This window comes from Paraburkholderia sartisoli (genome assembly GCF_900107685.1).
Taxonomy (GTDB): domain Bacteria; phylum Pseudomonadota; class Gammaproteobacteria; order Burkholderiales; family Burkholderiaceae; genus Paraburkholderia; species Paraburkholderia sartisoli.
This window is the reverse complement of the sequence record NZ_FNRQ01000010.1, coordinates 76,783-89,467: the sequence shown is the minus strand read 5'-3', so window position 1 is coordinate 89,467 and position 12,685 is coordinate 76,783. Positions and strand designations below refer to the sequence as shown.

13 protein-coding genes and 1 tRNA gene are annotated in these 12,685 nt (G+C 63.9%); 6 read left to right on the top strand and 8 right to left on the bottom strand.

The window, feature by feature from the left end; genetic code table 11:
* Positions 1-13: 13 nt before the first annotated feature.
* Positions 14-1,297, bottom strand: a complete 1,284-nt coding sequence (locus BLV45_RS24125) for an MFS transporter (RefSeq protein WP_090537344.1) — start codon at positions 1,295-1,297, stop codon at positions 14-16.
* Between the two features lie 159 nt (positions 1,298-1,456).
* Here BLV45_RS24125 and BLV45_RS24120 point away from each other — a divergent pair, with 159 nt between their 5' ends.
* Both BLV45_RS24120 and BLV45_RS24115 read left to right on the top strand, forming a co-directional pair.
* Positions 1,457-2,092, top strand: a complete 636-nt coding sequence (locus BLV45_RS24120; protein ID WP_090537341.1) for a TetR/AcrR family transcriptional regulator — start codon at positions 1,457-1,459, stop codon at positions 2,090-2,092.
* A 106-nt stretch (positions 2,093-2,198) separates the two neighbouring features.
* Positions 2,199-2,765 carry a DUF1415 domain-containing protein gene (locus BLV45_RS24115; RefSeq protein WP_090537340.1) on the top strand — a complete coding sequence of 189 codons (567 nt, stop codon included), beginning with the start codon at positions 2,199-2,201 and terminating at the stop codon, positions 2,763-2,765.
* Positions 2,766-2,834: 69 nt separating this feature from the next.
* On the opposite strand, the gene BLV45_RS24110 is transcribed toward BLV45_RS24115, so the two are convergent.
* Entirely contained in the window at positions 2,835-3,707 is an 873-nt protein-coding gene (locus BLV45_RS24110) for a class I SAM-dependent methyltransferase (RefSeq protein ID WP_090537339.1), read from the bottom strand.
* Positions 3,708-4,091: 384 nt separating this feature from the next.
* Here BLV45_RS24110 and BLV45_RS24105 point away from each other — a divergent pair, with 384 nt between their 5' ends.
* Entirely contained in the window at positions 4,092-4,412 is a 321-nt protein-coding gene (locus BLV45_RS24105) for a DNA-binding protein (RefSeq protein ID WP_090537337.1), read from the top strand.
* 42 nt (positions 4,413-4,454) lie between these two features.
* On the opposite strand, the gene BLV45_RS24100 is transcribed toward BLV45_RS24105, so the two are convergent.
* The gene (locus BLV45_RS24100) at positions 4,455-5,165 is read right to left on the bottom strand and encodes a FadR/GntR family transcriptional regulator (RefSeq protein ID WP_090537335.1); all 711 of its coding nucleotides are present in this window, start codon (positions 5,163-5,165) and stop codon (positions 4,455-4,457) included.
* A gap of 420 nt (positions 5,166-5,585) precedes the next feature.
* On the opposite strand from BLV45_RS24100, the gene BLV45_RS24095 reads away from it, so the two are divergent.
* The gene (locus BLV45_RS24095) at positions 5,586-7,151 is read left to right on the top strand and encodes a UxaA family hydrolase (RefSeq protein WP_090537334.1); all 1,566 of its coding nucleotides are present in this window, start codon (positions 5,586-5,588) and stop codon (positions 7,149-7,151) included.
* Positions 7,152-7,312: 161 nt separating this feature from the next.
* The gene (locus BLV45_RS24090) at positions 7,313-8,725 is read left to right on the top strand and encodes a BaiN/RdsA family NAD(P)/FAD-dependent oxidoreductase (RefSeq protein ID WP_090537332.1); all 1,413 of its coding nucleotides are present in this window, start codon (positions 7,313-7,315) and stop codon (positions 8,723-8,725) included.
* 24 nt (positions 8,726-8,749) lie between these two features.
* Here BLV45_RS24090 and BLV45_RS24085 read toward each other — a convergent pair whose 3' ends face one another.
* Entirely contained in the window at positions 8,750-9,874 is a 1,125-nt protein-coding gene (locus BLV45_RS24085) for a methyltransferase (RefSeq protein WP_090537329.1), read from the bottom strand.
* Between the two features lie 255 nt (positions 9,875-10,129).
* On the opposite strand from BLV45_RS24085, the gene BLV45_RS24080 reads away from it, so the two are divergent.
* Positions 10,130-10,408: a helix-turn-helix transcriptional regulator gene (locus tag BLV45_RS24080; protein WP_090537327.1), complete on the top strand. Its 279-nt coding sequence runs from the start codon at positions 10,130-10,132 to the stop codon at positions 10,406-10,408.
* A 94-nt stretch (positions 10,409-10,502) separates the two neighbouring features.
* Here BLV45_RS24080 and BLV45_RS24075 read toward each other — a convergent pair.
* The 4 genes from BLV45_RS24075 to BLV45_RS24060 form a co-directional block, all read right to left on the bottom strand.
* A tRNA-Thr gene (locus BLV45_RS24075) sits at positions 10,503-10,578 on the bottom strand.
* 19 nt (positions 10,579-10,597) lie between these two features.
* Positions 10,598-11,125, bottom strand: a complete 528-nt coding sequence (locus tag BLV45_RS24070) for a ClpXP protease specificity-enhancing factor (protein WP_090537325.1) — start codon at positions 11,123-11,125, stop codon at positions 10,598-10,600.
* Between the two features lie 84 nt (positions 11,126-11,209).
* Positions 11,210-11,821: a glutathione S-transferase N-terminal domain-containing protein gene (locus BLV45_RS24065; protein ID WP_090537322.1), complete on the bottom strand. Its 612-nt coding sequence runs from the start codon at positions 11,819-11,821 to the stop codon at positions 11,210-11,212.
* A 90-nt stretch (positions 11,822-11,911) separates the two neighbouring features.
* A complete protein-coding gene (locus BLV45_RS24060; RefSeq protein ID WP_090537320.1) occupies positions 11,912-12,676 on the bottom strand; it encodes a cytochrome c1 in 765 nt (254 codons plus the stop codon).
* Positions 12,677-12,685: the final 9 nt, after the last annotated feature.

Below are 12,685 nucleotides of genomic sequence, written 5' to 3'. Positions count from 1 at the left end.
CCGAGCGCCGACGTTATGCCGCCTGCGCGGCGACCGGCCGCTCGCCGCGGTTGATTCGCAGCACGATCACAGCGGCGACGAGACACAATCCGCCCGAGATCATCGACGCCACCGTGTAGGTGCCAAGACTTGCGCGCAGCATGCCGGCACCGAGCGCCGCGAACGCCGCGCCGAGCTGGTGACCGGCGACGACCCAGCCGAACACGACCGGCGCCGATTCCTTGCCGTAGACGTCGGTGGCCAGACGCACGGTCGGCGGCACGGTGGCGATCCAGTCGAGGCCATAGAACACGGCAAAGAGCGGCAACCCGAAGAAGTCGATTCCGAACGCGTGCGGCAGGTACATCAGCGACAGCCCGCGCAGCCCGTAGTACCAGAACAGCAGCACGCGGCTGTTGAAACGATCCGACAGCCATCCGGACAGCGTCGTGCCGAACAGGTCGAAGATACCCATGGCGGCCAGCAGCGACGCGCCCTGCACTTCGGTCATGCCGTAGTCGCCGCACATCGCGATCAGGTGGGTGCCGACGTAACCATTGGTGCTCGCACCGCAAATAAAGAAGCTGAAGAAGAGAAGCCAGAAGTCGCGCGTCTTGCTGGCCATCGCCAGCGTGCCGAAGGCGATCGCGAGCGGATTCTGCTTCGTGACGTTCGACGCAACGGGCGCGTCGGCCGGTTCGCCGTACGGGCGCAGCGCCATGTCGGCGGGCCGCTCCGGCAGCAGGAACGCAACCAGCGGCAGGACGATCGCGGCGGCGCCCGCCACCACCAGCACAACCGGCTTCCAGCCGTGATGCTCCGCGATCGCCGCGAGCATCGGCAGGAACACGAGCTGGCCGGTGGCCGAACTCGCGGTCAGGATGCCCATCACGAGGCCGCGATGCGTGGTGAACCAGCGCGTCACCACTGTCGCCGACAGCGACAGCGCCGCCACCCCCGTCGAGCCGCCGACCATCACGCCCCAGATCAGCACCATCTGCCACGGATGCGTCATCAACGACGAAAGCGCGACGCCGCCCGCCATCGTCGCGAGCGCGATAAGGAGCGTGGGACGCACGCCGAACCGTTGCATCGCCGCTGCCGCGAACGGCCCCATCAAGCCGTACAGCGCGATGTTCACGGAGATCGCGAGGGAGACCGTCGCGCGGCTCCAGCCGAACTGGTGCTCGAGCGGCACCATCATCACGCTCGGCGTGGCGCGCGTGCCCGCCGCGGCCAGCAGCACCAGAAACACCACCGCGACGGTCAGCCATCCATAGTGGAAGCGCCCGCCTATCAGTCTCGCAGCCCAGTTCATCGGTTTCTCCAGCCGGCGCGCGGCACCCGCTTTTCATCGCCCGCGCGAATTGTTACCGCTACAGTAAGAGACTTGTGACAGATCAGTCACAATGTGTGTTGCGATATTAGTTACTGGTCGGTAACATGTCAAGCGTCGGCAACCGGAGATGAGACGTCCATGTCACAGAGCGAAACGGGAAAACGCACCGCGCATCGTCGCGCGCGCACGCAGACGGCTGGCCCCGAGGCGCAGGCGCATCTGCTGCGCGCGGCGGACGAGCTGTTTTATCGCGACGGCGTGCGGGCGGTGGGTGTCGATACGGTCGTGGAGCGCGCGGGCGTCAACAAGATGAGCCTGTACCGGCAGTTCTCGTCCAAGGACGATCTCGTGCTGGCTTATCTCGAGCGCAAGGACGGGCAGTTTTTCAGCTACGTCGAGAAGAGCTTCGCGAAGCATCCGGGCGAACCGGCAAGGCAGTTGCAGCAGTACTTCGACGATCTGGCCGTGCGCGCTTCGGTGAAGGATTATCGGGGCTGTCCGTTCGTGAATGTCGCCGTCGAGTTTCCCGACGTGACGCACCCGGCGCGCCAGTTTGTCATCGACAACAAGGCGCGGCTGATGGCGCGCATCCTTTCGCTTGCAACCGAAGCGGGCGCGGACGATCCCGAGGCGCTCGCCGATGCGCTCGGCCTCCTGATCGAAGGTGTCTACGCGGCGAGCCAGACGTATGGTCCGGGCTGCGGGCCCGTGCGCGCTGCGCCGCGCGTCGCGGCGCAGCTGATCGCCGCAGCCTGCGGAAGCGCGGCGGGCTGAAGGTGCGGCGCGCCAGGCAGCGGGAACACGATTCAGCGCTGCAACGCCTGTACGAGCGCTACCGGCAACGCCGTTAAAATACGGCTTTCCACGTTGTCCTTCCGCCATGCCGCTGTCCGCCGAAACCCGCGAATCGATTCTTTCCGCCACCCGTCACTGGCTGACGCGCGCGGTCATCGGGTTGAACCTGTGTCCGTTCGCGAAGAGCGTGCATGTGAAAGACCAGATCCGCTACGCGATCAGCGAAGCGACGAACCTGGAAGGCGTGCTGGTCGATCTCGAAGCCGAACTGCGAACGCTCGCCGACGCCGATCCGGCTGACGTCGACACGACGCTCCTGATCATTCCGGACGCGCTGGCCGATTTCCTCGAATACAACGACTGCCTGTTTTTCGCCGACCGGATGTTGAAACAGATGCGTCTCGAGGGCGAGTTGCAGATCGCGAGCTTTCATCCGCGGTATCAGTTCGACGGCACCGCCCCGGACGACATCGAGAACTACACCAACCGCGCGCCGTATCCGGTCCTGCATCTGTTGCGCGAAGCGAGTATCGAGCGTGCCGTCGATGCGTTCCCCGACGCCGCCGATATCTACGAACGCAATCAGGAAACGATGCAGCGGCTAGGCCTCGATGGCTGGCGGAAATGGATGGGCGCGCCGGCTGAAGACTGACGCCGGACGTCACCTGAAGGCAGGCATTCGACGCGTCTGCCCGAAATAAACTCCGCGGGCGTTACATCGTTACACAACCTCTGGCGCGAAGAACCGCTCGCGCAGTTCGCCGAGACCGAGCGTCTCCATCACCTCATTGAGCCGTTCCGCCGGCCGGCGGCGCGGCAGATCCTTGTACTGGGCGATGATGAGTTCGTTCTTCATCGAATGCTCCCAGCCGACGAGTTCCGTCACGCTCACCTGATAGCCGTGCGCCTCGAGCTGCAGGCAGCGCAGCACGTTCGTGATCTGGCTGCCGAATTCGCGCGTGTGCAGCGGATGGCGCCAGATTTCCGTCAGCGCGTGCCCGAGCGAGCGGCTCTTGTTGCTGCGCAGCACGCCCGCCACTTCCGCCTGACAGCACGGCACCACGACGATGTACTTCGCCTTTTTCTCCAGCGCGAAGCGGATCGCGTCGTCGGTGGCGGTGTTGCACGCGTGCAGCGCGGTGACGATGTCGATCGTCGCCGGCAGACGCTCCGACGTGATCGATTCCGCCACCGACAGATTCACGAATGACATTCCGCCAAAACCCAGCCGCGCCGCCAGTTCTTCCGATTTCGTGACGAGGTCTTCGCGCGTCTCGATACCGTAAATATGCGACGCGTCGTGCTGTTCCTTGAAAAACAGGTCATACAGGATAAAACCCAGATAGGACTTTCCCGCGCCGTGGTCGACGAGCGTGAGGCTGCCCTGCGTGTCCTTCAGGTCTTTCAGCAGCGGCTCGATGAACTGGAACAGGTGATAGACCTGCTTCAGCTTGCGCCGGCTGTCCTGGTTCATCGTGCCGTCGCGCGTGAGGATGTGCAGCTCCTTCAGCAGCTCGATCGACTGATTCGGACGGATTTCGTGGGTTTTCACCGCTTTCGGCGGCTTTGCGGGGCTGGCGGATCGGGTCGGCATCGAATTTGTGCAGCGCCAACTGCACCGGGAACGTGCGACAGATGACGGAACGATTGAAAAGATGCTGCCAGTTTACCGAAAAGCGCGAAGAGGAACCGGCTGCATCCGGGCGAAGAGCGGGAAAACCGCCGGAGACTCATTCACGCACCGGGAACATTTCATGCTGCCAGGTCATGCATCGCGCGGAACAGCGCCGCTCGCAGACCGGCGGCAACCCCGCTTCGCCCTGACGGGGAGCGGCACAAACAATCAGCACAGGCAACTGCCCAGAGCAGAATAGCTGGCGTGGGGGAGGTTGGCACCGGAACATCGGGCCGAACGTTACGTAACCTGCAGCGCGCCGTGACCGGACAGGAAGCACGCTCGGACGACAATGAGGCGGCAATGGACGCGATACCGAACGGAAACGCGGAGCAGAAATTCCAGGAGATGATGACAAAACTCCTCACCACGCCCGCGTGGACAGAAAAGCAGCAGATCGAACTCGAAATGGCGCGCGACATCTCGGTGGAGATGCTGCGGATTGCCGAATTGATGCGCGATGGCGCCGTCGACATGGAAACCTGTCTCACGATGCTCAAATACGCCAAGGTGCTCGACTTCGTCATGACGACGCTGGCTTCGCGGCGAGACATCAAACCCCAGACGCTACGCGTGATCTTCAAGCTCGCCGGCCTGAAGGTCGATGAGGAGTATCCGGGTTGACCGTTTCGTTCCGCCCCTGAAGGCGGTGCATGCGGCCGGCTTTCAGGGTTTGACGCGTGCCATCAGACGCGCGTACGACGCTTTCAGATGCCGCTGGACTGCCGCATGCGCCTGCACGGCGTCCCGTGCCTCGAGCGCTTCCAGAATGGCGCGGTGTTCGTCGAGCGCCGCCGCCCACGTGTCGTCCCCTTCGAAATGCACCCGCAGCTTCGACGACAGCGGACTGTGCCGTTCGTCGAACAGGTCCGCGACGGTCTTCACCAGCACGTCGTTTCCCGACATCTGCGCGACGCACAGGTGGAACTGCCGGTCGGCGGCGAGCGGAACCTGGCCGGCGGCGACTTCGGCGGCCATGCGCTCGTACAGCGCGCGCAGCGCCTTGAGCGCCTTCGGCTTCGCGAACGGCGCGACACTCGCCGCGATCGCGCCTTCGATCAGCGAGCGGGCATCCATGATTTCGCGCGGGCTTTCACCGAGCGTACCCGGATCGGGCGCTGCCGCGCCGGCCGCAGCGGACGCCGGGCGCGAACTGACATACACGCCCGATCCCATGCGGATCTCCACGCGCCCTTCCAGTTCCAGCGCGACGAGCGCCTCGCGCACCGACGGCCGCGACACGCCAAGCGTCTGCGCCAGCTCGCGCTCGGACGGCAGGCGTCCGTTCGGCGCGAATCCTTGCTGGCCGATCAGCTGGCGCAGCTTGTCGGCGATCTGAAGATAGAGACGACGCGTTTCGACGGGTTTGACTGGCAAACGTGGCTCCGGGCAGCGGGATGGTTCGGCGGCGGCAACGCCAGGCGACACGCGCCCGGCAAAGCGTGAATTGTAATCAGCGAGATCCACTGACGGTCCGACGTTGTGCCGTCGAACGTCTATGCGGATCCAACTGGCTTGACCAGATTAGCAAAACACTTCTACTATCGGCAACTGGTCAGGCCGAAATAACGTCATGCAGTGAACCCGGCACGGTGGTTTCTCACGCCAGAACGTCCATCGCGCGAGGCATCCTGTCTCATCTGTTTCGTCCCGCACGACCGTGTTTCCGGAGCGCTGGCAGATGGCGACCCGACGCGCCTGAAGGCCGTGCCCGGCGAAGCAACGCCTCGGGCGTGAATCGTCATCGAATCGCGACCAGGCCGCCACCCGCACATACGAAAGAACAGAGGTTTCCACATGTCGAGCCCAACCCCAGCAACGCCCGGTACCGTCACCGCGCACGCCGTGATCCGCCTGCATCCAAACGACGACGTCGTGATCGCGACGCGTCAGCTCATGTCCGGCACACGGATCGACTCCGAAGATCTCGTCGTGTCCGGATTGATTCCGCCGGGCCACAAGATCGCGACGCGCGCGATCGCGAAAGGCGAACCGGTCAAACGTTACAACCAGATCATCGGCGTCGCGCGGGACAACATCGCGCGCGGCCAGCACGTGCATGTGCAGAACCTCGGCATGGCGGATTTCTCGCGCGATCACGCATTTGGCGTCGACCGGCATCCCACTGAATACGCAGGCGAACCGGCGCACTTCATGGGCATTCGCCGCGACGACGGCCGCGTCGCGACGCGCAACTACATCGGCGTGCTGACGAGCGTGAACTGCTCGGCGACGGTCGCGCGCGCGATCGCCGATCATTTCCGGCGCGACGTGCATCCGGAGGAACTCGCGGATTTTCCGAACGTCGACGGCGTGATCGCGCTCACGCACGGGCTCGGCTGCGGTATCGACACGCAGGGCGAAGGCATCCGCATCCTGCGCCGCACGCTCGCGGGTTACGCGAGGCATCCGAACTTCGCGTCGGTGCTGTTCGTCGGCCTCGGCTGCGAGACGAACCAGATCGGCGGCGTGCTCGAAGCCGGCGGATTGAGCGACGGCAGGCCGCGTCTGCGCAGCTTCACGATTCAGGACAGCGGCGGCACGCGCAAGACGATCGAGCACGGCATCGCGATGGTGCGCGAGATGCTGACGGACGCGAACCGTGCGACACGCGAGCGGCTGCCGGCGTCGCATCTCGTCGTCGGTTTGCAGTGCGGCGGCTCGGATGGCTATTCCGGCATCTCGGCGAACCCGGCGCTCGGCGCGGCCGTCGACCGTCTGGTGCGACACGGCGGCACGGCGATCCTGTCGGAGACGCCCGAGGTCTACGGCGCGGAGCATCTGCTCACGCGGCGCGCGGTGAGCCGCGAAGTCGGCGAGAAACTGCTCGCGCGCATCGCCTGGTGGCAGGACTATTGCGATCGCAACGGCGCGGCGCTCGATAACAATCCGTCGGCCGGCAACAAGGTCGGCGGCCTCACGACGATCCTCGAAAAATCGCTCGGCGCGGTGGCGAAAGGCGGCACGACGAATCTCGTCGAAGTGTACGAATACGCGCAGCCGGTCACCGCGAAAGGCTTCGTGTTCATGGATTCGCCGGGCTACGATCCGATGTCGGCGACGGGCCAGGTGGCATCGGGCGCGAACCTGATCTGCTTCACGACCGGGCGCGGTTCCGCGTATGGCTGCGCGCCGTCACCGTCGCTGAAGCTCGCGACGAACACGCCGCTGTGGGAACGCCAGGAAGACGACATGGACATCAACTGCGGCGGCGTGATCGACGGCACGGCGAGCATCGATGAACTCGGCGAAGCCGTGTTTCGCATGATGCTCGACTGCGCTTCGGGCAAGCCGTCGAAGAGCGAACTGCACGGCTACGGGCAAAGCGAGTTCGTGCCGTGGCAGGTGGGTGTCGTGACCTGAAACGGCGCGGCGCGGATGTGCGCTTTTGAATTGCGTGATGATGCTGACGTGCTGCAATGCGCGTTTGCTCCCGCTCGGTTTGCTCCCGCTTGCTGCGGGTGTGAAAATGGCGCACCTTGCGTCGTTGCACGCTTCTCTTCCCTCTTCTTCGCGCCCGCTGCATGCTCCTTTCGCACGATTCAGTTTCTGTCGCCGTCATCGGCGGCGGCCCGGCCGGTTTGATGGCCGCCGAGGCGCTCGCGCGGCGCGGCGTGCGCGTCGATGTCTATGACGCAATGCCCTCTGTCGGCCGCAAGTTCCTGATGGCCGGCAAAGGCGGCATGAACATCACGCACTCGGAGCCGCTCACGCCGTTTCTCGGCCGCTATGGCGCGCGCCGCGACCGGATCGCGCCGCTCCTCGACGCATTCGGCCCCGATGCGTTGCGTGCGTGGCTGACGGAACTGGGCGTTCCGACATTCGTCGGCAGCTCGGGGCGCGTGTTCCCCACCGACATGAAGGCCGCGCCGATGTTGCGCGCATGGCTGCATCGGCTGAAGGAAGCCGGTGTGCGGTTTCACATGCGCCACAAATGGATCGGCTGGGACAGCGACGCGCAGTCATCCGATGCGCCGAGGCACGCGCTGCGCTTCGCCACGACCGGCGACGACGCCGAGCATCGCGTAACAGCCGATGCGGTTGTATTCGCGCTCGGCGGCGGCAGCTGGCCGCGGCTCGGATCGGACGCTTCGTGGGTGCCGCTAATGCAGGCGCGCGGCGTTGCCATCGCGCCGCTGCGCCCGTCGAACTGCGGCTTCGACGCCGACTGGAGCGCATATTTCCGTGAACATTTCGCCGGCCAGCCGGTGAAATCCGTTGCCATTTCCGTCATCGATATAGACAAAAAAGTCCATTATCGAAAAGGTGAGTTCATTTCGACAGAAACAGGTGTCGAGGGCAGCCTGGTGTACGCGCTTTCGTCGGTGATCCGGGATCGTCTGCTGGCGGACGGCGAGGTCGTCATTCACCTCGATCTCGCGCCGGCGCACTCCGCTGAGCGCGTTGTGGACGAGGTCACGCGACCGCGCGGGTCGCGCTCGATGTCGACGCATCTGCACGGCCGGCTTGGCATTTCGGGCGTCAAGGCGGGGTTGCTGCACGAGTGTCTGTCGAAGGAAACGTTCGCCGATACGCAGCAGTTGGCGCGTGCGATCAAGGCGTTGCCGCTGCGCCTCACGCGCGCGCGGCCCATCGAGGAAGCGATCAGCAGCGCGGGCGGCGTGCCGTTCGAGGCGCTCGACGCGCGCCTGATGCTGCAACAGATTCCAGGCGCGTTCTGCGCCGGCGAAATGCTCGACTGGGAAGCGCCGACGGGTGGCTATCTGCTCACCGCCTGCTTCGCGAGCGGCCTCGTTGCGGGGCACGGTGCGGCTGGTTACGTCGGGGCGGCGGAAGCGGTGTCGGGATTAGCGTCGGGTTCCGCGCCGGAAGCAACATCAGGTTCCGCGTCAGGATCGGCGTCAAATTCCGCGTCATGTTCCGCGCCGGAATCGGCGTCAAATCCCGCGTCGGACACGGAGTCAGGTCCGGTGTAACAACGGGCATCGCGACGCCAGATCTCAGCGCGCCTGCAGACGCCACAACGATGTCACCTCTTTCACGCGCGCCGCGTGCAGCGGATCGTTCGCATCGGTCGACTTCGGATGACGCGGCTTGATGTCTTCGCGTCCGACGAGCTTCAACCCGGCCTGATCGATCGCCGCCAGCAGGCTTTCGCGCGAGCGCAAGCCGAGATGCTCGGCGAAATCGGACAGGATCAGCCAGCCTTCGCCGCCCGGCGAAAGATGCGCCGCGAGACCGTTCAGGAAGCCAAGCAGCATGCGGCTGTCCGGATCGAACACGGCATATTCGATCGGCGACGCGGGCCGCGCGGGCACCCACGGCGGATTGCAGATCACAAGCGGCGCGCGGCCTTCGGGAAAGAGATCGGCGTGCACCACCTTGACCTGAGCGTCGTAACCCATCCGCGCGAGGTTTTCGGTGGCGCACGCGAGCGCGCGCGGATCCTGATCGGTCGCGACGATCCTCTTCACGCCGCGCTTTGCCAGCAACGCGGCCAGCACACCGGTACCGGTGCCGATATCGAACGCCTTTTCAAGCGTTGGCAACGGCGTGCGCGCAACGAGATCCACATACTCCCCGCGCACCGGCGAGAACACGCCGTAATGCGGGTGGATGCGATCGGCGAGCACGGGAATCTCGACGCCCTTCTTGCGCCATTCATGCGCGCCGACAAGGCCGAGCAGTTCACGCAGCGACACCACCGAAGATTCGCCCGTCGCCGCGCCGTACGTTTCGGCGCAAGCCTCCCGCACTTCCGGCGCGCGACGCAGCGGGATCGTGTAATCGCCGTCCAGTGGAATCAGCACCATGCCGAGGACGCGCGCGCGTTGCGACTGCGCCTGACGGTGGAAATTGAACGCTTCTTTCAGCGAGGTCGCGTCCTTGCGCGGATTGCGTTCGACGCGCCGCGTCATCGCCTGCAACAGCTGGCGCGCGTTCTGGAAGTCGCCACGGTACAGCAGCGCGGTGCCTTCGCAGGCAAGCCGGTACGCGGCATCGGCGGTGAGACGGTCGTCGGCGATGGTCACGCGCTTTGGCGGCAGCACGGCCGCCTCGGAACGCCAGAGGACGGCGCGCGGGCCGTCGTCTTCGGGAAGGGTGATCGTGGCGGAAGTGGTCATGGGTACGCGAGGAAGAAACGGGGCGGCCGCAATACGGTCTGCGCCGGCAGCGGCACGGCCGCTCACAGCTTTGGCGCGATAGTACCGCTCACCTGGACGCACGTCTTGCTGTATTTCCGCCCGCGACGGGTTTCGCAGGCGCAGTCACGGGCGAGCTTCGGGTGACGTGGATGATCGGGGCTTATTTATAGCAAAAAAGAGATAATATGATGGCGTGGTGGAGACGGCTGGACCCGCATGAAGGAGAATGGATTGATGACTGACCTCGCTACCCTCAAAACACGCTTGCTGGCCGACCCGAAGACCAGAGCTGAATACGATGCGCAGTCGCCAGAATTCGCAATTGCGCGCGAGCTTGTCGCTGCGCGGGTGCGTGCCGGACTGACTCAGGAACAGGTCGCCGAAAAGATGCAAACGACGCAATCGACCATCGCACGTATGGAAAGCGGGCGCTCCTTGCCGTCCATGCGCACGCTGGCCCGATATGCGGAGGCCACGGGAAGTCGGGCCGTGGTGCGTCTTGAGGCCGCCTGAAGCGCGCACCCCGGCTCCCATCGCCCACTACCCGAAGAAACCCCAGAAAACAAAAAGCCCAGTCGCAGCGACTGGGCTTTTTGATTGAATCAGCTGGTGCCCCCTGTCTGATTCGAACAGACCACCTCATGATTACAAGTCAAGTGCTCTACCAAATGAGCTAAGGGGGCATCGGACGGCGATTTTACTTCATTTCACGACCTTGAGGTGGCCTCTTCCGCCGCCTTTTGATCCGTCGTCGTCGGGTTTCGGGGCATCGCCGGCGTCGTCGGACTTTCGCGCCGTCGCGGCATCTTGCGAGCCGGCCGGAGCCGCCGCTGGCGTGCTGCCGCCGATCGTCACCGGAGCGCCGACGGTCGCGCCCGCGTCATCTTCCTCGCTGGAATCCGCCGCTTCGCCACCCGGGGAATCGACCGGGAACGCCATGCCCTGCCCGTTCTCGCGCGCATAGATCGCAAGCACGTTCGCGATCGGCACTTCGATCCGGTGCGACTTCCCCGAAAACCGCGCGTTGAACTCGACGAGCTCATTGCCCATCTGCAACTGGCTCGTTGCCTCGAAGCTGATGTTCAGCACGATTTCGTTGTCGCGCACGAACTGACGCGGAACGCGTGTCTGGTTGTCGACCCGTACCGCGATGTGCGGCGTGTAGCCGTTATCCGTGCACCACTCGTACAACGCGCGCAGCAGGTAAGGCTTCGTGGAAATCTCTTGCATCAACATTCCTCGTACCGGACGAAAGACGCCGCGCGACCCGCCACGATCAGCACGACGGCGCGACGCTTTCCCCCTGAACCACACTCAACGGCGCATCACCTTTTCCGAAGGCGTCAGCGCTTCGATATAGGCCGGACGGCTGAAAATGCGTTCGGCGTACTTCATCAGCGGTGCTGCGTTCTTCGACAGTTCGATGCCGTAGTGATCCAGACGCCACAACAGCGGCGCAATCGCCACGTCGAGCATCGAGAACTCTTCGCCGAGCATGTACTTGTTCTTGAGGAAAATCGGTGCGAGCTGCGTCAGACGGTCACGAATCGCGATACGCGCCTTTTCGTGATTCTTCTCGGCAGCCTTGCCCTTTTCGTTTTCCAGTGTGCCGACGTGTACGAACAGCTCCTTCTCGAAGTTGAGCAGGAACAGACGCGCGCGCGCACGCTGAACCGGGTCAGCCGGCATCAGCTGCGGGTGCGGGAAGCGCTCGTCGATATACTCGTTGATGATGTTCGACTCATACAGAATCAGGTCCCGTTCGACGAGGATCGGCACCTGACCATACGGATTCATCACCGCGATGTCTTCCGGCTTGTTGAACAGGTCGACGTCGCGAATCTCAAAGTCCATGCCCTTTTCGAACAACACCAGCCGGCAGCGCTGGGAGAAAGGACAAGTCGTGCCAGAGTACAGAACCATCATTTTTACATTTCCTCAAAAAGCTGAAGGGCCAGCGCGGAAAAACCGCCTCGCGGTTTTCCTTGCGCCGGCCCCACGCCGGTCACGGCGTGATTATTTGATATCTTTCCAGTACGCGGCGTTCAATCGCCAGGCGAAAAAGCTCAGGATGCCGAGGAACATCAGCACCCATACGCCCAGCCGTTTGCGCGTTTGCTGCGTGGGTTCGGACATCCACGACACGTACGACACGAGGTCGGCAACAGCAGAATCATAATCTACTGCCGACATCGTCCCCGGCGTGACCTGCTGGTAGCCGACAAACTTGCGGATCTTTTCACCCGTCCTTTCGTCGGTGTCCTCCTCGAACTTCGCGGTCCGCTGGCCCTGAAGCTGCCACAACACGTGCGGCATGCTCACGTTGTCATACACCAGGTTGTTCCAGCCAGTCGGCCGGGTGTCGTCGCGGTAAAAACTGCGCAGGTACGTATACAGCCAGTCCTTGTTGCGCGCCCGCGCCTCCACCGACAGATCCGGCGGTTGCGCCCCGAACCACGCTTTCGCGTCTTCAGGCCGCATCGCCACCGACATCGTGTTACCGACCTTGTCGGTCGTGAACAACAGGTTCTTCTCGATTTCCTTCTGCGAGATGCCCAGATCCTGCAGGCGGCTGTATCGCATCAGGTTCGCGCTATGGCAATTCAGGCAATAGTTTACAAACAATTGCGCGCCATGCTGCAGGGAGGCAAAATTGTCCGCGTTATCGGGCGCGCGGTCGAGCGGGAAATTCTCGTCCGCGTGCGCCGGACTCACCATCAGCGCGAAGGCCATTGTCGAAGCGGCGCCGATCAGCGCGAGCGTCGAAAGCAGTTTTTTCATTGTGGGTTC